Genomic DNA, 24,751 nt, shown 5'->3' on the forward strand with positions numbered 1-24,751 from the left:
AAAGACCTGGGGGGACGTCATGGAGCGCAGGAACACGAGGCGGGCCGCGATCGCGGCGGCACTGACGGCGACGGCGGCGGTGCTGCTGACGGGGTGCCAGGGGGACGTCGGCGCGGCGGGCAGTGGCGCGGGCGATGGCGCGGGCGGTGGCTCGTCCGCACCGACCGCTCCGCCGACGGCCGCGCCGTCGCGGACGGCGGGGGACACGGTCCCGGCCTCCAGCACTTCACCGGCGCCCGGTGGTTCGGCGGAGCCCGCGGGCCGCTGCGACGCGGAGGACCTGGAGGCGACGGCGGCGCACCAGGCCGCCGTGCGCCCCCAGGGAACCGGCACCGGGGCGGCAGTGGTCGGGTTCACCAACACCTCCGGCGCGCCCTGCGTCGTCGAGGGCTTCCCGACGGTGGCCGGGGCGGCCAACGGCTCGCCGGAGATGAACGTGCCGCTGACGGTGCGGCACACCGGTACGGCCGCGCCGGTCGCGCTGGCACCGGGCGGCCGCGCCTGGGTGAAGCTGACGTTCCACCAGGTGCAGGGCGAGGGCGACGGATCCTGCGCCTCGGGGGAGGCCCCGGTCCAGTACCCGACGATGGTGCTGGGCCTGCCCGGCGGTGCGGGCAGGCATCAGGTCGCCCTGGACGACGGGGTGTTCGCCGAGTGCGACGGCGTCGCCGCCGTCACCGCGCTCTCGGCGGCCGAACCGTCCTGAGAGCCCGGCACGGGGCGACGGACGGCACACCGGACCCGCCCATGGCGGACATCCATCGCACGATCGTGCCGCCCGGTCAGTCCTCCGTCGCGGCCGCCTCCACCGTGAGGGTGCCGGCGTCCGCGTCCAGCACGGCGGGGACGCCGAGCGGCACGGTCAGGCTCGTCTCGCAGTGGCCGAAGCCCAGTTCCTCGACGACCGGGACGCCCAGTCCGCCCAGCCTGTCCAGGAGCACCGCCCGCACCTCCTCGTAGGGCCCGCACTCCCGCCAGGAGCCGAGGGCGATACCCGCCACACCGTCCAGCCAGCCGGCCCGCAGCAACTGGGTCAGCATCCGGTCGATCCGGTAGGGCTCCTCGCCGACGTCCTCCAGCAGGAGGATGCCGCCGGGCACCCCGGGCCGCCCGTCCGGCGTGCCGAGGCCGGAGGCGAGCAGGGCCAGGCAGCCGCCCACGGTGACGCCGCGTGCCGTGCCGGGGACGAGGGGCCGGGCGGTCGTGGCGCCGAGGACCCGCGTCCCCTCCGGCCGGAAGAGGGTGTCCCGCAACTGGGCACGGGTGGGCTCGTCCTTGAGGAAGCCGTGCGCCGCGATCATGGTTCCGTGCAGGGTCGCAAGGCCCAGCCGGACCGCGAACGCCTCGTGCAGCGCGGTGATGTCGCTGAAGCCGAGAAGCGTCTTGGGCCCGGCCGCGCGCAGCGCCTCCCAGTCCAGGAGGTCGGTCATGCGCTGGACGCCGTAGCCGCCGCGGGCGCACAGCACGGCGGCCACCGACGGGTCGCACCACGCCTCCTGGAAGTCGCGGGCGCGCGCCGCGTCCTGTCCGGCCAGGTAGCCGAAGGTGGGGTGCCGGTCCAGGACGTGCGGCGCCACCACCGGGTCGAGGTCCCAGCCGCGGAGAATGTCGAGCCCCGCGTCCAGCCGTTCCCGGGGCACGGGTCCGCTGGGGGCGACGACGGCGACCCGGTCCCCGGGGACGAGGCGGCGGGGGCGGGTGAGCGGGACGAGCGGTGTCACTTGGTGAGCTCCAGAGCTGGTACGGCGGGCGGGGTGAAGCCGAATACCTGCCCGTAGAGGGAGAGTTCGGCCTCGAGACAGGTGATCATCGTGTCCTCGCGGCGGAAGCCGTGGCCCTCGCCCTCGAAGGTGAGGTAGGCGTGAGGGACGCCGCGTCCCTTGATCCGCTCCAGGAACCGCTCGCACTGCACGGGCCGGCAGATCACGTCCTCCAGGCCCTGCAGCAGCAGGAAGGGGACGGTGAGCCGGTCGGCCCGGGTCACCGGAGAGCGGTCCCGGTAGCGCTCCGGGACCTCGGTGTAGGGCCCGATGAGCGAGTCGAGGTAGCGGGACTCGAAGTCATGGGTCTCACCGCCCTCGGCCCAGCCGGTGAGGTCGAGCAGCGGGAACTTGATCACGCCGCAGGCGTAGACGTCGGTGCCGGTGAGGGAGGCCGCGCTCGTCCAGCCGCCGGCGCTGCCGCCGCGGATCGCGAGGCGCCTCCCGTCGGCGGTTCCCTCCTCGGCCAGCGCCCGCGCGACGGCGGCGCAGTCCTCGACGTCGACGACGCCCCACTGCTCGCGCAGCCGTTCGCGGTAGGCGCGCCCGTAGCCGGTGGAGCCGCCGTGGTTGACCTCCACGACCCCGATACCGCGCGAGGTGAAGTAGGCGATCTCCAGGTCGAGCACGAGCGGTGCCCGGCTGGTGGGGCCGCCGTGCACCCACACGACATAGGGGGGAAGTTCTCCTTCGGGCGCGGCGAAGTAGGGGTTCGCCGGCGGGTAGAGCTGGGCGTGGATCTCCCGTCCGCCGGGCTCTGTGAAGATCCGCTCCACGGGATCGGGCAGGAACTCCGGGGGCACGATGTCATGGTGGGCGGCGCCGATGACTCGGGTGCGGCCGGTGCAGGTGTCGAGTTCGAGGACCTCGAACGAACTGCGGGCCGATGCGGCCACGGCGACCACCCGGGTGCCCTGCGTGGACAGCGCGGCCGTCCACTCGCTCCACGGCCCCGGTACGTCGGCCGACTCGCCGGTCGCCGGGTCGAGTATCCCCAGCCGCTGGGCGCCCTTGCCGTGGAGCACCGCCAGGGTCCCGGAGGCGAGCGGGGCGAACCAGCGCGCGCCCATCTGCCAGCCCGGACCGGCGAACTCCTCCTGCGCCGGACGCAGGTTGACCGCCTCGCCCGTGGCCGGGTCGACACGGTGCAGGTTCCACCAGCCGTCGCGGTCGGTGGCGGCGACGAGGGTGCCGTCCGGTGTCCACTCCGCCTGGGCGACGGACTCGGCGGGGCCGCCCAGGATCGTCCGGGCTGCGCCGAAGGTGCCGTCGGGTCCGACGGCGGCGAGCTTGAGCTCCGTGCCGTCCCAGGGCATCCGGGGGTGGTCCCAGGCGATCCACACGGCCTGCCCGCCGTCCGGGGAGAGGCGTGGCGAGGTCACGAAGTCGTGGGAGGCGTCGGAGAGTTCACGCACCGCGGTACGGTCCTCGGCGGCCGAGCCGTCGAGCGGGACGGCGGCGGCCACCCGCCGTACGTCGCTCGGGCCCTCCCCGGTGAACTCCTCCAGCACGCACCACACCTCACCGCGGTCCGGGTGGATCTGCGGATCGGCCCAGCGCAGCCCGTCACCGACCGGCGAGAGCGGGGTCAGCGGCCGGGGCACGGCGCCCTCGGCGTCGGGTTCGTACGCGTACAGCCGCTGGTCCGGGAAGTGGGAGAAGACGATCAGCGGTCCCGTCCCCGGGCGTGCCGTGCCCGCCCAGGCCCGGCCGCCGTACTCGATGACACGGGTGCGGACGTTCCACGGCGCGGGCAGCGGGCTGCCGGCCGTGCCGTCCGCGCGGCGGCGCACGAGGGCACGGCGGCCGCCCTCCGCCGGCCGGGGTTCGGTCCACCACACCTCGTCACCGACGAACGCGGGGAACTCGGGGCGTCCGTCGTGGGAGGCGGCGGTGCGGGCGTCGACGGGCGACTCCCAGGCGCCGTAGGGGGCGATGATCGGGGCGCGCGTCATCGGGCGACTCCGTAGGTCGTGTCCTGCCGGCCCAGCATGAACCGGTCGAGTACGCGGACGCCGAAGTGCAGCCCCTCCACCGGGACCCGCTCGTCGACGCCGTGGTACATCCCCGCGTAGTCGTAGCCCTCGGGCAGCTTCAGCGGGGAGAAGCCGTACCCCTGGATGCCGAGCCGCGAGAACTGCTTGGCGTCGGTGCCGCCGCCCATCACATAGGGCACGACGTGGGCGTCCGGGTCGAAATGGATCAGGGCCTCCCGCATCGCGGCGTAGACCGGCGCGTCGAGGGGTGCCTCCAGCGGGATCTCGCGGTGGTGGAACTCCCACTCCACGTCGGGGCCGGTGAGTTCGTCCATGGTGGCCGCGAACTCCTCGTCGCCGCCGGGCAGGACCCGGCCGTCGACGTAGGCGACCGCGGCACCGGGGATGACGTTGACCTTGTAGCCGGCCTCGAGCACCGTCGGGTTGGCGCTGTTGCGGATCACCGGCTCCACCAGGGCGGCTGCCGGGCCCAGCTTGGTGAGCAGGGTGTCGACGTCGTCGAAGTCGGGCTCGACCTCGTGCAGCGCCGCCAGTTCGGTCAGTGCCGCCCGCACCGTGGGGATGATCCGCACCGGCCAGCGGTGCTCGCCGATGCGGGAGACGGCCGCGGCGAGCCGGGTCACGGCGTTGGTGCGGTTGACCTTGGAGCCGTGACCCGCCCTGCCGTGCGCCGTGAGCTTCAGCCAGGCGGTCCCGCGCTCGCCGGCCGCCACGGGGTACAGCCTCAGCCCGGGCCCGGCGTGGAAGGTGAAACCCCCGGACTCGCTGATGCCCTCGGTGCAGTCGCGGAACAGCTCCGCGTGCCGCTCGACGAGGTAGGTCGCCCCGTAGGTGGCGCTGTCCTCCTCGTCGGCCGTCAGCGCGAGCACGATGTCCCGCTCGGGGCGCAGCCCCCTGCGGGCCCAGGAGCGCACGGTGGCGAGCACCATCGCCACCGTGCCCTTCATGTCGACCGCGCCGCGACCCCAGACCACTCCGTCCCGCACCTCGCCCGAGAAGGGGTGCACGCTCCAGTCCTCGGCCTGGGCGGGCACGACGTCCAGGTGGCCGTGGACGAGCAGCGCGCCCGGTCCGTTCCCGGCGCGCCGGGCGCCCTCGATCCGCGCCACGACGTTGGCCCGGCCCGGCGCGGACTCCAGGACCCGCGCCTCGATCCCGGCCTCGTCGAGCAGTTGCGCGGCGTACTCCGCCGCCGGACGCTCGTTCCCGTCCCCGCCACCGCGGTTGGTGGTGTCGATCCGGATCAGCTCCGAGGTGAAGCGGACCGCCTCGTCCAGTGCCCGGGTGTCAGCCATACTGCTCCTCCACAGCTGCCGAGACCAGGGTGGTCACGGCCTTGTAGCAGCGGATCCCCTCGTACATGGTCGGTGAGGTGTAGGCGACGCGGCGCTCGCCCGTGCGCTCCACACCGGGCACGATCGCGGCGGCTCCCGCCAGGTGGGCCGCGTCGAACTCGACCTCGATCGTGAACGGCCCGCCCCGCACCGGCTCGTGCCGGACCGCGAGTGACGTCGCGTCCTTGGCGGCGGCGCGGATGTCGGCCGCCGTGCGGGCCGGCGGCCGGCACACGGCCGCATACCGCGAGACGTAGTCCTTGACGGCGACCGTGCGCGCCGCCGGCGCGTAGTCCCGGGCGTCGATCCCGGTCCGGTCGTCGCCCGTGACCAGCACGACGGGCACCCCGTACTCCGCGGCCACCAGTGCGTTCAGCCGGCCCTCGCTCGCCGGCGGGCTGCCGTCGACCCACACGCCGGTGATCGAGTTCGGAAGGTAGGTGTGGGCGAGCACGCCCTCCGTCCCCGCGCCCGTGTGGAAGCCGACGAAGGCGATGCCGTCCACGTCGCCGTGCTGCACGCCCTCGACCATGGAAAGGTCCTTGTGCCGCCCGGTGACCATCTCGGCCCGCTCGTCCAGCTGCTCCAGCAGCAGGTTCCGCATCGACCAATGGGCCTCGTTGACCAGGACCTCGTCGGCGCCGCCGTCGAAGAAGCCGGCGATCGCGGCGTTCACGTCCGAGGTGAACAGATGCCGGAACCGCTGCCAGCCCTCCGTGCCAGGCAGGACGTCACCGGGCCACGTCACCCCGGTGGCGCCCTCCATGTCCGCGCTGATCAGGATCTTCATGGCACGGAACGTTACGCAAAGTCACCGCCCCGCACCAGGCCCCCGGGCCGCCTGTGGAAAACTTCAGTGGCCCAGTCCGGTGGCGGTCAGCCGGCACCCCCTGCCACCAGCCAGTTCGTCGGCACCTCGAACCACGAACCGTCCGCCCGCCGCTCCGTTGTCACGAGCGCGACCTCACCGCGTGCGAGCACCTCCATCCCCGCCGCACGGAAGAGTTCCGGCACGGCCGCGTCGGGCATCTCGGCCGGCGCGATCCCGTGCGCGAAGATCGCCGCGAGCTTGGCGGGCGGCCCGTCCGGCCGCCGCGCGAGCCCCATCAGCGCGTCCTTCGCGGACGCCGCGAGTTCGTCCGCGAACACCCGGCCGCGTCCTCCGGTCAGTACGGCGATGCCCTCGACCAGCGGTGCGCGTTCCTCGGGCCGGCACTGGTGGAGCACTCCACGCATGTACACGTTCACCTCGCCCAGCTCCTCGCCCAGCCGCCGGACCGCCTCGGGGTCGGCCGCGTCGAGCTGCCGGTACTCGGCGACACCGCCCGGGTCCTGGTGCCGGGCGTGGCCGATCGCGGCCGCCGCGAGGTCCACCCCGACGGCCCGGCCGTACCGCTCGGCCAGGAAGCGGGTCTGGGTGCCGTTGCCGCAGCCGAGGTCCACGACTGGCAGCGACGGGTCGAAGTGCGCCTCGAAGAAGGGGAGGTGGGCCGCCGCGGTGAGCTCCGCCGCCGCGTCCCAGAGCACCGCCCCCGGCCCTCCGGGGGCGTCGCGCCAGAAGCCCTCCCACGCCTGCAGGTTCGTGCCCGTGACGTCCATGCGATCTCCCCAGGTCCACGTGTCCGTCGCCGCGGACCGCTCCGGCCTCGCGGCCGAAGCCCCGTCAGCTCTGTGCTACAGGTGGGGACCGGCGCGGGCAAGCGTCCGGGGGAAGTCGCGTCCCCCTGTTCGCTGGGTTCGAGCCCCCGTGTCCGCTACGTTCGAGCACCCGCCGGGGCCCCGCCGCGCCCCGCCGTCCGCCGCCACGGCAGCGCCTGCTCGAACCAGACGGTCTTGCCCTGCGCCGTACGGCTGGCGCCCCATTCGCGGGCGAGCCGGCTCACGATCCGCAGTCCCCGCCCCGACTCGTCCTCGGGCCCGGCCCCCACCAGCACGGGCACGGCGTGGTCGTCGTCCGAGACCTCGCACAGCAGCGCGTCGGTGCGGACCAGGCGCAGCTCGACGTGCCGGGAGTGCGCGTGCCGGACGGCGTTGGTGACCACCTCGCCGACCATCAGCTCGGCCGCCTCCGCTGCCTCGTCCAGCCCCCAGCGCTCCAGGGCGCCCCGGGTCAGGATGCGGGCCCTGCCCACCTCGCGGGGGTCGAGGGCGAGCTGCCAGCTGACGACGTCCTCGCGGGGGATGCCGTTGAGCCGGGCCATCAGCAGGGCCACGTCGTCCTTGCGGCCGCCCGGCGGGTTGAGCGCGCGGATGATCGTGTCGCAGGCGTCGTCCATGGAGGCGGCGGGGTGAGCGGCGCTCTCGCAAAGCGCGGCGAGACCGGCTCCGATGTCCTGCCCGCGCACCTCGACCAGCCCGTCCGTGCACAGCACGAGCCGGTCGCCGGGGCCGACGGCAACCCTGACCGTCTCGAAGGGCACCCCGCCGATGCCGATCGGCGCGCCCGTCGGCACGTCCAGCAGCTCGCTGCGGCCGTCCTCGGCCCGCACCAGCACGGGCGGGATGTGGCCCGCGTTGGCGATGTGCAGCTCGGACCGGATCGGGTCGTACACGGCGTACAGGCAGGTGGCGAGGTAGTGCTCGCCGAGGCGCTGCGCCAGGTCGTCGAGGTTGCGCAGCAGTTGGGCCGGCGGCATGTCCAGGGCCGCCATGGTCTGCACGGCGGTGCGCAACTGGCCCATCATGGCGGCCGCGTTGAGACCGTGGCCCATGACGTCGCCCACGACCAGGGCGAGCCGCGAGCCGGGCAGCTTGATGGTGTCGAACCAGTCGCCGCCGACACGGCCCAGCCGGGTGCCGGGCAGGTAGCGGGTCGCCACGTCGCACCCCGGCATCCGCGGGGTGATCTGCGGCAGCATGCTGTCCTGCAGCGTGTCGGCGACGTTCTCCTGGTACGTGTACATGCGGGCGTTGTCCAGGACGAGCCCGGCTCGGGCGGCCAGTTCCGCGCCCGTCACGCGGTCCATGTCGTTGAACGGCGGGCGCTCCCCGTGCCGCAGCAGGATCATGAAGCCGAGGACGACGTTGCGCGCCTTCAGCGGCACGACCAGCATCGACCGCCCGGTGATCAGCGGCCGGATGTCGCGCTTCTCGAACTGCGAGGCGATCGCCTCGCCCATGGGCTCGGTGATCCTGGGCACCAGCACCGGTCGACCGCTGGTCATGCACTGGAAGAACGGCGTGTGCTCGGGAAACGGCATGGACTCGCCGACCGGGACGACGTCGTCCCAGCGGCCGGGCTCGTCGGTGTGCTCCAGGGCGGCCCGGTACCACATGGTGGTGACGTCGGGCGGGCCGTCGGGGAAGCCCTCACCCGCGAGCACCTGTTCGCGCAGGTAGGTGCCCGCGACGTCGGTGAAGCGCGGGACGACGGCGGCGCACACCTCCCGGATCGTGCGGGTCAGGTCGAGGGAGGTGCCGATGCGCCCGCTGGCCTCGTTGAGGAACTCCAGGCGCTCGCGGACGGCGGCGTACTCCAGGTCGGGTTCGAGCTCCTCCGACGCACCACCGCGCGGCTCGTCGGCGGCATCCCGGGCGGCGCGCCGCCGCAGGGCCCTGCGCTCCTCCCGCCGGGGCACGCCCCAGTCGGGGGTGACGGGCACCCGGTCGTGCCGGCTGATCTCCAGGACCGGGTAGCCGAGTTCCAGCACCTGGGAGACGATGCGCCCGCTCTCGGCGACGCTCATGCTGGGCAGGATCTCGGGGAGCCGCTTGGCGAGCCCGTCCGCGCCGGGGAACTCGGTGTGCAGGGCGAAGCCGGGCGCGATCCGCTCGGACTCCCCGGGCGGGGCATCGTCCTCGCCGTGCACCAGGGCCGCGTCGGCGGCCAGTACGAGCAGGCGCTCTGGGCCCGGGCCGACCAGCGGGTAGGCCCACCACAAAACGTCCGCCGGGATGCCCCCGGGGTCGGGGGCGGGCCCCTGGTTGAGCCGGGCGCGTCCGGCGGTCGGGTAGGACGTCGCGCCGCTCAGCGTGACGTCGAGGTCGGCTCCGGCCGGTGCCTCGGTGCCGTCCTGCGCGGGCTCCTCGCCCAGCGCGCCGGAGACCGGCAGCAGGTCGACGGCAGGACGGCCCACGGCCTCCTCCCGGGCCCGCCCGAAGAGCTTGCGAGCGCCCGTGCTCCAGTGCGAGACGAGTCCGTCGCCGTCGACCACGACCACGGCGAGCGGAATGCGTCCGGAGAGTGCGGTCCGCTGCTCCGGCAGCGCGGCGCGGCTCCCCTCCCCCGGCGGAGTGCGACGTTGCATGACGCGTCCGGCTCCTTCCCCTGCGGCGCCCGGATCCCGACGGAGACCGGAGGTGGTCGGCCCCCGGCGCAAGATCTGCGGCTCCGCAACCACCGTACGACCGACACCGGGTGCCGCGTAGCGCATTGGACGAATCCGGTCTGCCCCCGCGCAGGGCCGTGAACGCGCCGGGGCATGCGCGGGCGCACACCCTCACTCCGAGTGGTCGTCAGAGGCTGTCAGGGTCCGGTCAGTCCTCGTGGCCGAGGTGGACGTCGCGCTCGGTGCGTTCGCCGCCGCTGAGCCGCAGCACGGTCGCCACCGGCGGGTACCCCGAGGCCACGACGGTGTACTCGCCCGCCGCCAGGTCGACGAAGCGGAAGACGCCGTCCGGGCCCGTCGTCACCGTGTCCAGGACGTTTCCCGCGGCGTCCAGCAGGGTGACCCGGGCGTCCTCCACCGCGCTGCCGCCCGGGCCGCGCACGGTGCCGCGCAGCAGCGCGCCGCCGGCGAGTTCGACGTCCTGCCGGGTCTCCCTGGCCGCGTGCACCGACACCGGGAGCGCCGCGGGCCGGTAGGCGGGGGCGTTGGCGGCGAGCGTGTACTCCCCCGCGACGAGGTCGCTCAGGACGTAGTCGCCGTCCCGGCCCGTGCGGGTGGTGGCCACCACGTCCCCACGGGAGTCGGTGAGGGTGACCGTGGCCTCCCGTACGGACGTGCCGTCGGCGGTGCGCACCGTGCCCGCGAGCCGCCCGGCGCCGCCGAGCACCACGTCGAGCTCGACCGGGCGTTCCCCGACGGTCACGCTGACGGCCTGCGGCTGGTGCCCTCCGGCGGCGGCGATCAGGACGTAGCTGCCGCTGCCCGGGGTGCTCAGCGCGTAGCGTCCGTCCTCGCCCGTGGCGCCGCGCCCGATCTGTCGGCCGGTCACATCGATGAGGGTGAGCGCCGCCCGGCCCACGGTGCTGCCGTCGGCGTGCTGGACGGTTCCGCACACCGGGACGCCTACGGTCTCGGCCTTGCGGGCGGTGGGGACTTGCTGGGTCACCAGGGGTTTCTCCTTGAGCAGGAAGGCGAGCAGGAAGCCGAGGCCGAGCACCGGCACCAGGTAGAGGAAGATGCGCGGCATGGCCTCCGCGTACGCCTGCACATAGGCGTCGCGCAGCGGCGCCGGCATCGCGTGCACCATGTGCGGGGTGATGGACTGGGGGTCCGGCAGGTCGACGCCGCCCGGCAGCCGGTCGGCGAGCCCGTCCGCGAGCCGGTTGGCGAACAGGGTGCCGAAGACGGCCGCCCCGACCGAGCCGCCGATCTGCCGGAAGAAGTTGTTGGCGCTGGTGGCGGTGCCCAGGTCGGCGGGCCGCACGGAGTTCTGCACGGCGAGGATCAGCACCGGCAGCACGAGGCCGATGCCCAGCCCCAGCACGCCCATGTAGACGCTGTACTCGACGCGCGGGGTGTCCCTCTCCAGCAGGGACAGCAGCCACATGCCTGCCACCGAGAGCGCCCCGCCGGCCAGCGGAAACACCCGGTAGCGTCCGGTACGGCTGATCATGTGGCCGGAGACCACGGAGGCCAGGACGACGCCGAGCATCATGGGCAGCATCAGCAGCCCGGACTCGGTCGCGCTGACGCCGTTCACCATCTGCAGGAAGGTGGGGAGGTAGCTGGCGGCGCCGAAGAGGCCGACGCCGACGACGGCACCGATGAGCGCGGAGACGGTGAAGACGCCGTCGCGGAAGAGCCGCAGCGGGATGACCGGTTCGACGGCGAACCGTTCCACCACGACGAACAGCACGGCGCAGACGAGTGTCGCCGCGCCCAGCCCGATGATCACGTCGGAGCGCCAGGCGTAGGTCGTCCCGCCCCAACTGGTCAGCAGCACCACGCAGGTGGAGCCGGCGGCCAGCAGCAGCGCGCCCAGCACGTCCAGCCGCGGGCGTACGGCCGGTCGCGGCAGTTCCAGCACGACGGCGATGACGGCCAGGGTCAGCAGACCGAAGGGCACGTTGATGTAGAAGCACCAGCGCCACGAGGCGTGGTCGGTGAAGAAGCCGCCGAGCAGCGGGCCGGCCACGGAGGCCAGACCGAACGAGGCGCCGATCAGGCCCATGTAACGGCCGCGGTCCCGGGGCGGGACGATGTCGGCGATGATCGCCTGGACGCCGATCATCAGCCCGCCGCCGCCGACGCCCTGGATGGCGCGGAAGGCGATCAGCTCGTCCATGGAGCGCGACCAGCCGGCGAGGGCGGATCCGATGACGAACACGACGATGGCGAACTGGAAGACGCTCTTGCGCCCGAAGAGATCGCCGAGCTTCCCGTAGATCGGCAGTCCGACGGTGGAGGCGAGCAGGTAGGCGGTCACGGCCCAGGACATCTTGTCCAGGCCGTGCAGTTCGCCGACGATCTTGGGGAGCGCGGTCGCCACGATCATCTGGTCGAGGGCGGCCAGCAGCAGGGTGAGCATCAGCCCGAGGAAGACCAGCCGCACCCTGCGCGGGCTCAGCCCGGCGACGGGCGCGCCCTGTTCCGGCGGGACGGCCGCGGGTCTGCCGTCGGGGCCCGTGCCGGAGCCGGTCGTGTCCGTGAGGGTGTCGGTCGCCTCGGACAGGGTCGTCCCGGTGGTGCCGCCCATCTGCCTACCGCTCCCCTCGTCGCGCCTGCCCTGCGACAACGATCTGGGGCGCCGGGGATGCGCCGGAGCGCGGCAGATCCACCCTTTCAAGTGACGTGCCCACCGGCGTGCGCCCACCGGGCGACGGCCGGGACACAGGACGCGCAGGACGCGCAGGGCACGGCCGGCCCTGCCGGTACGTCAAAGGAGGCGGCCGGGCGTCACCGGGCTCCGGCCGCCTCCCTTGTGCCGCCTGCTACTTCTCCGTCTCCGCGGCGAGCCGCGCGAGCACCGCGTCGTGGATGCGGTTCAGGCCCTTGGGCGCGAACGTGCGCTCGAAGAAGCCGCCGATGCCGCCGGCGCCGGTCCAGGTGCTGGTGACGACCGCCTTGGCGCGGCCCTCGCCGGCCGGGGTGACCGTCCAGGTGGTGACCATGGTGGAGTTGCGGTCGCTCTCGACCAGTTGCCCCGGGGTCGGCTCGGTCACCGCGAGGAGGCAGTCCCGGACCCGCTTCTCGGTCGCCTGCAGCCTCCAGTGCACGAGGGTGCCCGATCCGCTGCCGCCCTCACGCACCTCGTACTCGCTGTACTGCTCGGGAAGCAGCCGCTGCCGGGTGCCCGCGTAGTCGGCGAGCGCCGCGAAGACGCTCTCCGGGCTCGCCGCGATCTCGCGCTGCGTGGTGGCCTCGACCTGTGCCATCGCCGTCCTCCGTCGATCCGTTTGCCGTCGTCCACAAGCCAATCACCACGGTCGCGTGCCCGCGAAATCGGGCCGCCCTCCCGCTGACGGAACCCCGTGCGAAGGCATCGGGGTGTCCTGTGCGGCCCGGCCGGAAATCGCGTGCCCGGCGGCTCGCGGCGCGTTATCGTCGGCCGCATGAACGTCACAGGCCACAGCAGCACCGCGACCGCGCGAGCGACCAGCTCGCCGGTTGCCGCCGCCTGACGTACCCCCTTCCTCACCACCGGCGACCGGGAACGGCCCGCCGGTGGTTTCGTGGTTCCCGCCCCGATTCCGGAGATCGTGCGGACCGCTTGCCCGGTGCCTCCCCGCCCTCCACGCGAAGGAGCCACCTCCCATGGACACCGAAGAGATCGTCCGCACGTTCGTCGAGTACTACGAGGACCGCGGCCACCACCGGATCACCGGATCGACCCTGCTGCCGCCGCCCGGCGACCCCGTGCTGTTCACGACCTCGGGCATGCATCCGCTCACTCCCCACCTGGAGGGGCGCCCGCACCCGCTCGGCGGTCGGCTGGTCAACGTGCAGCGCTGTCTGCGGACCACCGACCTGGAGGAGGTCGGCGACCCCACCCATCTGACGGTCTTCGAGATGCTCGGCACCTGGTCGCTCGGCGACTACGAGGGCCCGCAGAGCCTCGACTGGGCCTACGGGCTGCTCACCGAGGGCTTCGGCGTCGACCCCGGGCGGCTGCACGCCACGGTGTTCGGCGGCGACGACCGCACCGGTCCCGACACCGCCTCCCTGGAGCTGTGGGAGAAGCACGGGGTTCCGGTGGAGCTCACGGTGGAGGACAACTGGTGGTCCAACGGGCCCACCGGTCCGTGCGGCCCCGACTCGGAGATCTTCATGTGGACCGGGGACACCCCACCGCGCTCCACGCCCACGGGCGACGACCGATGGGTGGAGGTCTGGAACCACGTCATGATGCGCCACCGCCGGCTCGGGGACGGCTCGCTCGTGCCGCTCCCCCAGCGCAACGTCGACACCGGCCTCGGCCTGGAGCGGCTGGCCTCGCTCCTGCAGGGCCGGACGTCGGTCTTCGAGTGCGACGCCCTCACCCCCTGGCGGCGCCTCGTACCGCCCCTGTGGCCGCTGGACGAACCGTCGCTGCGCCTGGTCAGCGACCATCTGCGCTCGGCCGTGGTGGTCATCGGGGACGGGGTGCGCCCGGCCAACACCGGTCGCGGCTACGTGCTGCGGCGGCTGGTGCGGCGGGTCCTCACCACCCTGTGGCGGGACGATCCCTCCCGCGGCCTCGGGGACCTGCCGCAGGAGCTGGTCCGGCACACCCTGGACCACTTCCACCAGACCGTGGACCCGGACGAGCCGCGCCGGGTGCTGCTGGAGGAGGAGCGCCGGTTCCGGCGGCTCCTGGAGCGCGGCCGTCAGGTACTGGCCCGCCCCCGGTTCCGGGGTCCGCTGGGCGAGGAGGACTTCCACTACCTCCACGACACCCATGGCCTGCCGCGCGACCTCGTACTGAGCCTGCGGCCGCGGTGACGGCGGACGGTCCCGCAGGGTCCCCCGGGCGCCCGCCGCCGGCCGGCGCCCGGGGTCCCCGCACCACGCGGTCACGCACAGTGGCCCCAGGAATCCCCCGGATCCCCCTCGACGCTAATCGCTCAGATGTTCTATTCTCGGAAGGAGAGCAACGAAGGAGGCGGCATGAGGTGGGACAACCTGAGCCGCGACACGGCGGCGACCACACCCGCGCTCTTCGGCGTGGACGCCGTGACCCGTACGTTCGACACCCCCGAGTTCCGCGGGATCACCTTCCACGAGGTGCGCGCCCGCACGATCGTCAACCGCGTGCCGGGCGCGTCCCGGATGCCGTTCGAGTGGACGATCAACCCCTACCGCGGCTGCAGCCACGCCTGTGTGTACTGCTTCGCACGCAAGACGCACGCCTATCTGGACCTCGACAGCGGCCTGGACTTCGACTCCCAGATCGTCGTGAAGGTCAACGCACCCGAACTGCTCCGCCGTGAGCTCGCCTCGCCCCGCTGGCACGGCGAGCACATCGCCATGGGCACCAACGTCGACTGCTACCAGCGCGCGGAGGGCCGCTACCGGCTCATGCCGGGCATCCTGGCCGCGCTGCGCGACCGCGCCAACCCCTTCTCGATCCTCACCAAGGGGTCGCTGATCCTGCGCGACCTGGACCTCCTGGTGCAGGCCTCCGAGGTCACCGACGTGTCGACCGCGGTCTCGGTCGGCTTCGTCGACCGGGACCTGTGGCGCACCGTGGAACCCGGTACGCCGTCGCCCGCGAAACGGCTGGAGGTCTGCCGCACGCTCAATGAGCACGGCATACCCTCGGGCGTCCTGATGGCACCCGTACTGCCGTACCTCGGCGACTCCCCGGAGCAGTTGCGCGAGACGGTCCGCGCGATCGCCGGGACGGGCGCCACGTCCGTCACGCCGCTGGTGCTGCACCTGCGCCCCGGGGCGAGGGAGTGGTTCATGGCCTGGCTCTCCGTGCACCACCCCCGGCTGATCTCCCGCTACAAGGCGCTCTACGCGGACGGCGCCTACGCGCCCACCTGGTACCAGCGGCGCATCACCCGCCAAGTGCACGAATTCGCGACCGAGTTCGGGATCGGGCCCGGCCGCTCCGGGGCCGCGCGCCGGATCGCCGCACCCGAGGACGAAACCCCCGGTCCGCCCGCCGCACCCGATCCGGCCCGGCCGACCCAGCTGACCCTGATCTGAACTCGCGAAAAACGGGTGCCGGCCGGGCTCCACCCCACTTAACGTCGCGGCCATGACGGTTGTGAGAGTGATGACCCGCGACGACATCGACGCCGTGTCGGCGGTCCGCGTCCGGGGATGGCGGACGGCCTACGCGGGGATCGTGCCGCAGTCGTACCTCGACGCGATGGACGCCGGGGCGGACGCGGAGCGCCGTAAGGAGTGGTTCGACGAGGGCGGGGACCGGGTGGACAACCTGGTGGCCACGGACGGCGGCGAGGTGACGGGGTGGGCGGCGCTCGGCCCCTACCGTGGCGAGCCGGACGGCGGCGAGGTCGGCGAGCTGTACGCGATCTACGTACACCCCGACCGGATCGGCCGGGGAGCGGGGCGCGCGCTCATGGACGCCGTACGCGCCCGCGCCCGCGAACGCGGCTTCCGGAGCCTGCGCCTGTGGGTGCTCGCGGACAACGAGCGGGCACTGCGCTTCTACGACCGGTGCGGATTCGCGCCCGACGGCACCGACCAGATCGAGACGTACGACGGCGTGCCGCTCAAGGAGTTGCGGTACGTGGCGGATCCGGCCTGAAGCGCCCCGCGAGACGCCGCGTCGCGGCGCTCGGCGCCCCGTCCCGCACCGCGGCCAGTACCGGTGCGGCCACCGGGTCGCCCGACCGCACCAGGGCCCGCACGATCCGCCGGGGGTACGGGGGCGCGCAGGACTCCGCGAGGGCGGCGGTCGCCCGGGGTTCGTCCTCGTAGCGGGCCAGCCCGCGCGCCGCGGCGCCGCGCACGTCCGGGTCCTCGTCCGACGCGGCCTCAAGCAGCGTCCCGAGCACCTCGGGACCCCCGATCCGGCCGAGGGAGTCCACGGCCGCCGCGCGCAGGCGGGGATCCCCGGCCGCCCGGGTCAGAACGGGTACGGCGCGCGCGTCGCCGAGCCGCCCCAGTTCCCCGACGCAGCCGGCGGCGGCCTGGCAGGCCGTGCGGTCCTCGTCCAGCAGCCAGGTCAGGGTCGACGTCAGCGCCGGCAGCGACTCCGGCGCCCGCATGCGTCCCAGCAGGCGCACGGCGGCCAGTGCGTAGGCGATCCGCAGCCGGTTCGTGGCGAGCGTGGCGGCGGCACGCGCGGTCCGCGGGTCGCCGAGCCGGGCGAGGGCTTCGGCCGCCGAGGCGTTGCGGTGGGCGTCGCGATGGTTGAGGAGCAGGACCAGCGTCTCGAACGCCCTCCGGTCGCCGGCCCGGCCGAGCATCACGGCGGCGATCTCCCGATCCCCCAGAGAGCGCGACGGCTCGGTCAGCACATCGGCCAGTGCGTCCCTCGCCGCCGGATGGTCCAGCCTGCCGAGCGTCACAAAGGCCGCCTGGCGCGTGTCCGCGTCAAGGTCGCCTGCGGCGGCCGTGAACACGCCGAGATGTTCCGGATCCGCGGCCGGCCCCAGCAAGGTGAGGGCGAGCGCCCTGACCCTGGGCACCTGGTGGCCGCAGTGGCGGAGCAGAACGGGCACGCTCTCGGGCACGGGCGGCGTCCCCCGGTGGCCGGGGAACCGCCACCAGGGTTGGAGTCCGCTGCCCGTGACGAGGCGGCTGATGTGGTTCCGCACCCCGTCGTCCCACCCGAACTCGCGATCCCAGTGGTCCTGGTCGGGCTCCGGCCCGGCCAGGCTCTCGAAGAGCGGTCCGACCGCCTCCAGGTGACGTCGCGCGACGAGGGCCTCCCGGGCGTAGACGCGGCGCGCCCGGTCGTCGTGGCCCACGTCGCCGAGCAGCGCGGGCACCCCCGGCGCGCGGTCGGCGGCGACATCGAGCACCGCCCGTTCCGTGGTCCCCAGCCAGGGCCGCACCATGGCGGCGGCGTCCGGCGAGGCGGCGAGCCTGCGCAGATAGGCGCCGCGTTCCTCGCGCCGGCCCTGGGTGGCGAATTCCAGCAGCCCCAGGACCCGGCGCGGCTCCCCGCGCCCGCGCAGCCGCGCGACGTCCGCCTCCCCCGCCCGCACGGCCCCGTACAGCTCGGCCGCGCGCCGCGCCGCATGACCGGCGCCCCCCTGCACCTGTTCCACGCTCTCCCCCTGTCCCGCTGCGCTCACCCTAATGGCGCGCTCATCTGTAGGCGGTGTAAATCACATGGGCGGAGGGCTGGCGCCGAGGTTACTCGCCGGTTACCCTCTAACCAACGCACACAGCGGCCTGGTGACGCAGCCGCCGTGTGCCGCCGTCGTCGGTTCGGCACCATCGTGGCGCAGCCCCGGGACAGGGCTCGCCGGATCTCACGCGGGTACGCACACACACGCGTACGCACCCCCGCGGCTCCTCGACTCTCCCGCCCCCGCGCCTGCGCAGCAGAGACGCACGGCGCGGACCCTCAGCATTCGGAGTTCCGCGATGGACCGTCCACGTCCCTTCCCCACCGTCGCCATCATCGGTCTCGGCACCATGGGCACCGGCATCGCCGAGGTCGTCGCCCGGGCCGGCCGCGAAGTCGTCGGCATAGAGATCGACGACGCGGCCGCGCAACGCGCCGTCGCCGCCCTGGAAAGCTCCACCGCCCGCGCCGTGCAGCGCGAACGGATCACCGAGTCCGAGCGCGGCGACATCCTGGCCCGATTCCGCACCTTCCCCGACCTGCAGGCGGCGGCCGACGCCGATCTGGTGATCGAGGTCGTCACCGAGCACTTCGAGATCAAGCGCGAGGTCCTCACGGCCCTCGACGCCATCGTGAAACCCGGCGCCGTCCTGGCGACCGGCACCAACGCGCTGTCGGTGACCGAGCTGGCCTCGCACACCTCGCGCCCGGACCGCGTCCTCGGCCTGCACTTCTTCGCCCCCGCCCCGGCCATGAAGCTGGTCGAGGTGGTCTCCACCGTGCTGACCTCCCCCGAGACCACCGACGCCGTGACCGAGCTGGTCCGCTCGTTCGGCAAGCAGCCGGTGGCGGTCGGCGACCGCCCGGGTTTCATAGCCGACGGACTGCTCTTCGGCTACCTCAACCAGGCCGCGGCCATGTACGAGGCCCGGTACGCCACCCGTGAGGACATCGACGCGGCGATGCGGCTGGGCTGCGGCCTGCCCATGGGCCCGCTCGCCCTGCTGGACCTGATCGGCATCGACACGGCGCAGACCGTCCTGGAGGCGATGTACCAGGCCTCGCGCGACCGGCTGCACGCCCCCGCGCCCGTCCTGAAGCAGCTCACCGCCGCCGGCCTCAAGGGCCGCAAGGCCGGGCGCGGTTTCTACACCTACGAGGCCCCCGGCAGCGCGACGGTCGTCCCGGACGCCGAGACCCCGGCCGAGGCCGCCGGTGCCGGCGGCGGGCGCCCCGTGCGCAGCGTGGGCGTCGCCGGCTCGGGCACGATGGCCACCGGCATCGCGGAGGTCTTCGCCAAGGCCGGGTACGAGGTCGTGCTGGCCGCCCGCGGCCAGGAGAAGGCCGACAAGGCGGTCGCGGCACTGGCCAAGTCGCTGGACCGGTCGGTCGCGAGGGGCCGGCTCGGCCAGGAGCAGCGCGACGCCGCCGTGGCACGGGTGACCGCGGCCGGCTCGCTGGACGCCTTCGCCGACGTGGACCTGGCCGTCGAGGCGGTCGCCGAGGACCTGCCCGTCAAGCAGCAGCTCTTCGCGACCCTGGACAAGGTCTGCAAGCCGGGCGCGGTGCTGGCCACGACGACGTCCTCGCTGCCCGTGGTGGCCGTCGCGACGGCCACCACGCGCCCGCGGGACGTCATCGGCATGCACTTCTTCAATCCGGCGCCCGCCATGAAGCTGGTGGAAGTGGTGTGCACCGTGCTGACCGCCGAGGACGTGCGCGCGACGGTCCACGAGGTCTGCGGCCGGATCAGGAAGCACGCCGTGGACTGCGGCGACCGTGCGGGCTTCATCGTCAACGCGCTCCTGTTCCCCTACCTCAACAACGCCGTGAAGATGGTGCAGGAGCACTACGCGACGGTCGAGGACATCGACTCGGCGATGAAGCTCGGCGGCGGCTACCCCATGGGGCCCTTCGAACTGCTCGACGTGGTCGGGCTGGACGTCTCGCTCGCGATCGAGCAGGTGCTGCACAAGGAGTTCCGCGACCCGGGCCTGGCACCGGCGCCGCTGCTCGAGCACCTGGTGTCCGCGGGCTGCCTCGGCCGCAAGACGGGCCGCGGCTTCCGCGAGTATGCCCGCCGCTGACCACGCGGGCGCCTGGGACGGCCGGGACGATCCCGGCGGCTGGGGCGGTCTGCTGGGACCGCCCCACCGCCTCCGCACACCGGGGTCGGTCCACGCCTCGGCGGGAATGCAGTACGTTCGCGGTATGCCCCAGCCCGTGAAGCCCGCCCGTGCGTCCTCCAGCACCGCCCAGCGCCATCGTGTCCGCCAGGAACTGGCCGCCGCGGCGATGCACCTCTTCGCGACCCAGGGGTACGAGGCGACCACGGTCGACGAGATCGCGGCGGCCGCCGGGGTCGCGCGCAGGACGTTCTTCCGGCACTTCCGCTCCAAGGAAGAGGCGATCTTCCCCGACCACGACGACACCCTGGTGCGTGTGGGGCAGGTGCTGGACTCCGCCGAGCCGCACGAGCACCCGCTCGACACGGTGTGCCGCGGCATCACCGAGGTGCTGCGCATGTACGCCGAGGCTCCCGAGGTCTCGGTGGAGCGTTACCGCCTGACCCGCGAGATCCCGATCCTGCGGGAGCGCGAGATCGCCTCGGTGGCCCGCTACGAGCGGCTGTTCACCCGCTACCTGCTGGGCCACTTCGACGAGGGCGCCCACCACGACGGGGACGACGACCCGCTGCTGGCGGAGGTCGCCGCGTCCGCCGTCGTCGCCGCCCACAACCATGTGCTGCGGCGCTGGCTGCGCGCGGGCGGCAAGGGGGACGTCGAGTCGCAGCTGGACCACGCCTTCGAGGTGATCAAGCAGACCTTCGGCACCGGCATCGGCCGGCGCCCCTCCCCCACCCCGGTGCTCGCCTCCCAGCAGGGCGAGGTCGTCGTCGCCGTGGCCCGCACCGACGCCTCGCCGGCCGAGGTCATGCGGACGATCGAAAAAGCCCTGAAGGGCGCGTAGCCGCCCCTTCGCGCCCCCGGCGCCCTCCCGTACTCCCGCCACCCCACCGGCGCCCCCAGGCCTTCGTGCCGGGGGCGCCTGCCTGTGTTGCTCAAACGTGAAGTCGTGGTGCCATCTGAGAAAAATTGTTGGCACCCAGTGTCTTGCAGGGTGGCACGCGGTGCCATAACGTAAGAGCTGTCCGGGCGGGCGGCGTACTGGGATCCGTCGTACGCCGTCTGTCCCCAAGGCCCGGGCGCCTGCGTCACAGGCATTCACCGCGCCACCACGCGCTCCGCTCCATCCGTGCGACCGCCACGGACAGCCGGCACCACCGCCGAACCGACGGCACCACCCCCAGCAAACCCCCGACGTTCCCTCAAGCGTCCCTACGTCGCGCTTCGCCGGAGGCATCACCGTGAAGGACATCCTCGACGCAATCATGGCGTCCGAAAGCACGGCCGCGGACTTCGCCGCACTGCCGCTGCCCGAGTCGTACCGCGCCATCACCGTCCACAAGGACGAGGCCGGCATGTTCGAGGGCGTGGACAGCCGCGCGAAGGACCCGCGCAAGTCGCTGCACCTGGACGAGGTGCCCGTGCCCGAGCTCGGCCCGGGCGAGGCCCTGGTGGCCGTCATGGCCAGCTCGGTCAACTACAACTCGGTGTGGACCTCGATCTTCGAGCCGGTCTCGACGTTCGGTTTCCTCGAGCGGTACGGCAGGCTCTCCCCGCTGACCAAGCGGCACGACCTGCCCTACCACGTGATCGGCTCCGACCTGGCCGGCGTCGTGCTGCGCACCGGACCCGGCGTGAACCTGTGGAAGCCGGGCGACGAGGTCGTCGCGCACTGCCTGTCCGTCGAACTGGAGTCCGCGGACGGCCACGACGACACGATGCTCGACCCCGAGCAGCGCATCTGGGGCTTCGAGACCAACTTCGGCGGCCTCGCCGAGATAGCGCTGGTCAAGTCCAACCAGCTGATGCCCAAGCCCAGGCACCTCAGCTGGGAGGAGGCCGCGGCCCCGGGGCTGGTGAACTCCACGGCCTACCGCCAGCTGGTCTCCCGCAACGGCGCCGGCATGAAGCAGGGCGACAACGTACTGATCTGGGGCGCCAGCGGCGGCCTGGGCAGCTACGCCACCCAGTTCGCGCTGGCCGGCGGCGCCAACCCGATCTGCGTGGTCTCCTCGCCGCAGAAGGCCGAGATCTGCCGCCGCATGGGCGCCGAGGCCATCATCGACCGCACCGCCGAGAACTACCGCTTCTGGAAGGACGAGCACACCCAGGACCCGAAGGAGTGGAAGCGCCTGGGCAAGCGCATCCGCGAGCTGACCGACGGCGAGGACGTCGACATCGTCTTCGAGCACCCGGGCCGCGAGACCTTCGGAGCCTCGGTCTACGTCACCCGCAAGGGCGGCACGATCGTCACCTGCGCGTCGACCTCGGGCTACAACCACGAGTACGACAACCGCTACCTGTGGATGTCGCTCAAGCGCATCGTCGGCTCCCACTTCGCGAACTACCGCGAGGCGTGGGAGGCCAACCGCCTCATCGCCAAGGGCAAGATCCACCCCACGCTGTCGAAGACGTACCGCCTGGAGGAGACCGGCCAGGCCGCCCACGACGTGCACCGCAACGCGCACCAGGGCAAGGTCGGCGTGCTGGCGCTCGCCCCCGAGGAGGGCCTCGGCGTCCGCGACGCGGAGTTGCGGGCCCGGCACATCGACGCCATCAACCGCTTCCGGAACGTCTGAGACCGGGAGGGAGCATGAACGAGCGTCAGAAGGATCGTCCGTGGCTGATGCGGACGTACGCGGGGCACTCCACCGCCGAGGCGTCCAACGCCCTGTACCGCCGCAACCTCGCCAAGGGCCAGACCGGCCTGTCGGTCGCGTTCGACCTCCCGACGCAGACCGGGTACGACCCCGACCACATCCTGGCCCGCGGCGAGGTGGGCCGGGTCGGGGTCCCGGTCGCCCACCTCGGCGACATGCGCCGGCTCTTCCAGGACATCCCCCTGGAGGAGATGAACACCTCGATGACCATCAACGCCAGCGCCATGTGGCTGCTCGCGCTCTACCAGGTGGTCGCCGAGGAGCAGGGCGCCGACGTCACCAGGCTCCAGGGGACGACGCAGAACGACATCGTCAAGGAGTACCTGTCGCGCGGGACGTACGTCTTCCCGCCCGGCCCGTCGCTCCGGCTGACGACGGACATGATCGCGTACACGGTCAACCACCTCCCCAAGTGGAACCCGATCAACATCTGCAGCTACCACCTGCAGGAGGCCGGGGCCACGCCGGTGCAGGAGATCGCGTACGCGATGTCCACCGCGATCGCCGTCCTGGACGCCGTCCGCGACTCCGGACAGGTTCCGCAGGAGCGGATGGGCGACGTCGTCGCGCGCATCTCCTTCTTCGTCAACGCGGGTGTCCGCTTCGTCGAGGAGATGTGCAAGATGCGGGCCTTCACCCGCATCTGGGACAAGGTCACCCGTGAGCGCTACGGGATCGAGGACCCCCGCCAGCGCCGCTTCCGCTACGGGGTGCAGGTCAACTCGCTGGGCCTGACTGAGGCCCAGCCGGAGAACAACGTCCAGCGCATCGTGCTGGAGATGCTGGCCGTGACGCTCTCCAAGGACGCCCGGGCACGCGCAGTGCAGCTGCCGGCCTGGAACGAGGCGCTGGGCCTGCCGCGCCCCTGGGACCAGCAGTGGTCCCTGCGCATCCAGCAGGTTCTGGCCCACGAGAGCGACCTGCTGGAGTACGGCGACATCTTCGACGGCAGCCACGTGGTCGAGGCGAAGGTCGCCGAGCTGGTCGAGCGGTCCCTCGCCGAGATCGGGCACATCCAGGAGATGGGCGGCGCCATGGCCGCCGTGGAGTCCGGCTACCTGAAGTCGCAGCTGGTCTCCTCGCACGCCGAGCGCCGGGCGCGGATCGAGTCCGGCGAGGAGAAGATCATCGGCGTGAACTGCTACGAGGGCACCGAGCCCAGCCCCCTCACCTCGGATCTGGACGGCGCCATCATGACCGTCGACCCGGAGAACGAGGGGCGGGTCGTCACCGCCCTCCACGCGTGGCGCGACAACCGGGACGAGGTGCGGGCGCAGCGGTCGCTGGAGGCCCTCAAGGCCGCGGCGGCCGGCACCGGCAACCTCATGGAGGCCACCTTGGAGTGCGCCCGGGCGGGCGTCACGACGGGCGAGTGGTCCTGGGCGCTGCGCGACGTCTTCGGCGAGTTCCGCGCCCCGACGGGCGTGAGCGACGCCCCGGTCGCGGTCACCGCCGAGCCGGGCACGCCGCTGGCCGAGGTACGCCGCAAGGTGGCGCTGACCGCCGGGGAGCTGGGCACCGGCAGGCTGCGGCTGCTGGTGGGCAAGCCGGGCCTGGACGGTCACTCCAACGGCGCCGAGCAGATAGCCGTGCGGGCGCGCGACGCCGGCTTCGAGGTGGTCTACCAGGGCATCCGGCTGACACCCGAGCAGATCGTCTCGGCCGCGGTCGCCGAGGACGTCCACTGCGTGGGCCTGTCGATCCTCTCCGGCTCGCACGCCGAGCTGGTGCCGGACGTGCTGGACCGGCTCCGCAGGGCCGGCGTGGACGACGTGCCGGTCATCGCGGGCGGCATCATCCCGCCGGCGGACGCGGCCAAGCTGGTCGAGTCCGGGGTCGCGGCCGTGTTCACGCCGAAGGACTTCGGGATCACCGAGATCATCGGCAGGATCGTGGACGAGATCCGCAGGGCCAACAAGCTGGACCCGCTGGAGGTCGCCGCGTGACCACCGCGACGAACACCTGTACGAACACGTTCGACACCCCGGAGGCGCAGGAGAGATGCAGTTCGGCCGTACGTATGAAGAGTTCGAGGTCGGCGCCGTCTACAAGCACTGGCCCGGGAAGACGGTCACTGAGTACGACGACCACCTCTTCTGCCTCCTGACCATGAATCACCACCCGCTCCACATGGACGCCAACTACGCCGAGAAGACCACCGACTTCGGGAAGAACGTGGTCGTGGGGAACTACGTCTACTCCCTGCTGCTCGGCATGTCGGTGCCGGACGTCTCCGGCAAGGCGATCGCCAACCTGGAGGTCGAGTCGCTCAAGCACGTGGCACCGACCTTCCACGGCGACACCATCTACGGCGAGACGACCGTGCTGGACAAGTGGGCGTCGAAGTCGAAGGACGACCGCGGGATCGTCCACGTGGAGACCAAGGGGTACAAGCAGGACGGCACCCTGGTGTGCGTCTTCCGCCGCAAGGTGATGGTCCCCACCGCCACCTACATCAAGGAGCGCGGCGGCGAGCAGCCCGGCCGCCCCGAGCTGAACGCCTAGGAGACC

At 72.9% G+C, this 24,751-nt stretch carries 18 protein-coding genes; 9 read left to right on the forward strand and 9 right to left on the reverse strand.

The window, feature by feature from the left end:
• Positions 1–19: 19 nt before the first annotated feature.
• The gene (locus B085_RS0123175) at positions 20–706 is read left to right on the forward strand and encodes a DUF4232 domain-containing protein (RefSeq protein WP_018560984.1); all 687 of its coding nucleotides are present in this window, start codon (positions 20–22) and stop codon (positions 704–706) included.
• A 76-nt stretch (positions 707–782) separates the two neighbouring features.
• Here the strand turns inward: B085_RS0123175 and B085_RS0123180 are convergent, their stop codons facing one another.
• The 8 genes from B085_RS0123180 to B085_RS0123215 all read right to left on the reverse strand — a co-directional run bounded on the left by B085_RS0123180 (position 783) and on the right by B085_RS0123215 (position 12,634).
• Complete coding sequence (locus tag B085_RS0123180; protein ID WP_018560985.1) at positions 783–1,721, reverse strand: S66 peptidase family protein; 939 nt, start codon at positions 1,719–1,721, stop codon at positions 783–785.
• On the reverse strand, positions 1,718–3,715 hold the full coding sequence (locus B085_RS0123185; RefSeq protein WP_018560986.1) for a prolyl oligopeptidase family serine peptidase: 1,998 nt from the start codon (positions 3,713–3,715) through the stop codon (positions 1,718–1,720). The genes B085_RS0123180 and B085_RS0123185 overlap by 4 nt, the downstream gene beginning before the upstream one ends.
• Positions 3,712–5,052: a M20/M25/M40 family metallo-hydrolase gene (locus tag B085_RS0123190; protein ID WP_018560987.1), complete on the reverse strand. Its 1,341-nt coding sequence runs from the start codon at positions 5,050–5,052 to the stop codon at positions 3,712–3,714. The genes B085_RS0123185 and B085_RS0123190 overlap by 4 nt, the downstream gene beginning before the upstream one ends.
• A complete protein-coding gene (locus tag B085_RS0123195; protein ID WP_018560988.1) occupies positions 5,045–5,881 on the reverse strand; it encodes a M55 family metallopeptidase in 837 nt (278 codons plus the stop codon). Before B085_RS0123195 ends, B085_RS0123190 begins: the two co-directional genes overlap by 8 nt.
• Positions 5,882–5,967: 86 nt before the next feature.
• Complete coding sequence (locus B085_RS0123200; protein WP_018560989.1) at positions 5,968–6,690, reverse strand: class I SAM-dependent methyltransferase; 723 nt, start codon at positions 6,688–6,690, stop codon at positions 5,968–5,970.
• Between the two features lie 155 nt (positions 6,691–6,845).
• A complete protein-coding gene (locus tag B085_RS0123205) occupies positions 6,846–9,338 on the reverse strand; it encodes an ATP-binding SpoIIE family protein phosphatase (RefSeq protein WP_018560990.1) in 2,493 nt (830 codons plus the stop codon).
• Positions 9,339–9,567: 229 nt separating this feature from the next.
• The gene (locus B085_RS0123210) at positions 9,568–11,955 is read right to left on the reverse strand and encodes an MFS transporter (RefSeq protein WP_018560991.1); all 2,388 of its coding nucleotides are present in this window, start codon (positions 11,953–11,955) and stop codon (positions 9,568–9,570) included.
• A 235-nt stretch (positions 11,956–12,190) separates the two neighbouring features.
• Positions 12,191–12,634 (reverse strand): SRPBCC family protein, encoded by a 444-nt coding sequence (locus B085_RS0123215; protein ID WP_018560992.1) that lies wholly within the window; start codon positions 12,632–12,634, stop codon positions 12,191–12,193.
• A gap of 379 nt (positions 12,635–13,013) precedes the next feature.
• Between B085_RS0123215 and B085_RS0123220 the strand changes: the two genes are divergently transcribed.
• From B085_RS0123220 to B085_RS0123230, 3 genes are all read left to right on the forward strand, one after another.
• The gene (locus B085_RS0123220; protein ID WP_018560993.1) at positions 13,014–14,180 is read left to right on the forward strand and encodes an alanine--tRNA ligase-related protein; all 1,167 of its coding nucleotides are present in this window, start codon (positions 13,014–13,016) and stop codon (positions 14,178–14,180) included.
• A 165-nt stretch (positions 14,181–14,345) separates the two neighbouring features.
• Complete coding sequence (locus B085_RS0123225; protein WP_018560994.1) at positions 14,346–15,392, forward strand: Rv2578c family radical SAM protein; 1,047 nt, start codon at positions 14,346–14,348, stop codon at positions 15,390–15,392.
• 52 nt (positions 15,393–15,444) lie between these two features.
• The gene (locus B085_RS0123230; protein WP_026251343.1) at positions 15,445–15,960 is read left to right on the forward strand and encodes a GNAT family N-acetyltransferase; all 516 of its coding nucleotides are present in this window, start codon (positions 15,445–15,447) and stop codon (positions 15,958–15,960) included.
• On the opposite strand, the gene B085_RS45835 is transcribed toward B085_RS0123230, so the two are convergent.
• Positions 15,926–17,218, reverse strand: coding sequence for a HEAT repeat domain-containing protein (locus tag B085_RS45835; protein WP_078620030.1), 1,293 nt, complete (start codon positions 17,216–17,218; stop codon positions 15,926–15,928). The genes B085_RS0123230 and B085_RS45835 overlap by 35 nt on opposite strands.
• 535 nt (positions 17,219–17,753) lie before the next feature.
• Here B085_RS45835 and B085_RS0123240 point away from each other — a divergent pair.
• The 5 genes from B085_RS0123240 to B085_RS0123260 all read left to right on the forward strand — a co-directional run bounded on the left by B085_RS0123240 (position 17,754) and on the right by B085_RS0123260 (position 24,745).
• A complete protein-coding gene (locus B085_RS0123240; RefSeq protein WP_018560997.1) occupies positions 17,754–19,541 on the forward strand; it encodes a 3-hydroxyacyl-CoA dehydrogenase family protein in 1,788 nt (595 codons plus the stop codon).
• A 106-nt stretch (positions 19,542–19,647) separates the two neighbouring features.
• The gene (locus tag B085_RS0123245; protein WP_026251344.1) at positions 19,648–20,424 is read left to right on the forward strand and encodes a TetR/AcrR family transcriptional regulator; all 777 of its coding nucleotides are present in this window, start codon (positions 19,648–19,650) and stop codon (positions 20,422–20,424) included.
• 397 nt (positions 20,425–20,821) lie between these two features.
• Positions 20,822–22,159, forward strand: coding sequence for a crotonyl-CoA carboxylase/reductase (ccrA, locus tag B085_RS0123250; RefSeq protein ID WP_018560999.1), 1,338 nt, complete (start codon positions 20,822–20,824; stop codon positions 22,157–22,159).
• Positions 22,160–22,173: 14 nt separating this feature from the next.
• On the forward strand, positions 22,174–24,186 hold the full coding sequence (locus B085_RS0123255; protein ID WP_026251345.1) for a protein meaA: 2,013 nt from the start codon (positions 22,174–22,176) through the stop codon (positions 24,184–24,186).
• 55 nt (positions 24,187–24,241) lie between these two features.
• Positions 24,242–24,745 (forward strand): MaoC family dehydratase, encoded by a 504-nt coding sequence (locus B085_RS0123260; RefSeq protein ID WP_018561001.1) that lies wholly within the window; start codon positions 24,242–24,244, stop codon positions 24,743–24,745.
• Positions 24,746–24,751 lie beyond the last annotated feature (6 nt).

The sequence above is a fragment of the Streptomyces sp. BoleA5 genome (genome assembly GCF_000373665.1).
In the GTDB taxonomy this organism is placed as follows: Bacteria; Actinomycetota; Actinomycetes; order Streptomycetales; family Streptomycetaceae; genus Actinacidiphila.

Bases quoted from the DNA above. Each gene is read 5' to 3' on its own strand.
- B085_RS0123260 (WP_018561001.1), top strand. From the start codon at position 24,242: ATGCAGTTCGGCCGTACGTATGAAGAGTTCGAGGTCGGCGCCGTCTAC.
- B085_RS0123245 (WP_026251344.1), top strand. From the start codon at position 19,648: ATGCAGTACGTTCGCGGTATGCCCCAGCCCGTGAAGCCCGCCCGTGCG.
- B085_RS0123220 (WP_018560993.1), top strand. From the start codon at position 13,014: ATGGACACCGAAGAGATCGTCCGCACGTTCGTCGAGTACTACGAGGAC.
- B085_RS0123230 (WP_026251343.1), top strand. From the start codon at position 15,445: ATGACGGTTGTGAGAGTGATGACCCGCGACGACATCGACGCCGTGTCG.
- B085_RS0123185 (WP_018560986.1), bottom strand. From the start codon at position 3,715: ATGACGCGCGCCCCGATCATCGCCCCCTACGGCGCCTGGGAGTCGCCC.
- B085_RS0123200 (WP_018560989.1), bottom strand. From the start codon at position 6,690: ATGGACGTCACGGGCACGAACCTGCAGGCGTGGGAGGGCTTCTGGCGC.
- B085_RS0123255 (WP_026251345.1), top strand. From the start codon at position 22,174: ATGAACGAGCGTCAGAAGGATCGTCCGTGGCTGATGCGGACGTACGCG.
- B085_RS0123215 (WP_018560992.1), bottom strand. From the start codon at position 12,634: ATGGCACAGGTCGAGGCCACCACGCAGCGCGAGATCGCGGCGAGCCCG.
- B085_RS0123205 (WP_018560990.1), bottom strand. From the start codon at position 9,338: ATGCAACGTCGCACTCCGCCGGGGGAGGGGAGCCGCGCCGCGCTGCCG.
- B085_RS0123195 (WP_018560988.1), bottom strand. From the start codon at position 5,881: ATGAAGATCCTGATCAGCGCGGACATGGAGGGCGCCACCGGGGTGACG.
- B085_RS0123225 (WP_018560994.1), top strand. From the start codon at position 14,346: ATGAGGTGGGACAACCTGAGCCGCGACACGGCGGCGACCACACCCGCG.
- B085_RS0123240 (WP_018560997.1), top strand. From the start codon at position 17,754: ATGGACCGTCCACGTCCCTTCCCCACCGTCGCCATCATCGGTCTCGGC.
- B085_RS0123190 (WP_018560987.1), bottom strand. From the start codon at position 5,052: ATGGCTGACACCCGGGCACTGGACGAGGCGGTCCGCTTCACCTCGGAG.
- B085_RS45835 (WP_078620030.1), bottom strand. From the start codon at position 17,218: ATGGTGCGGCCCTGGCTGGGGACCACGGAACGGGCGGTGCTCGATGTC.
- B085_RS0123175 (WP_018560984.1), top strand. From the start codon at position 20: ATGGAGCGCAGGAACACGAGGCGGGCCGCGATCGCGGCGGCACTGACG.
- B085_RS0123210 (WP_018560991.1), bottom strand. From the start codon at position 11,955: ATGGGCGGCACCACCGGGACGACCCTGTCCGAGGCGACCGACACCCTC.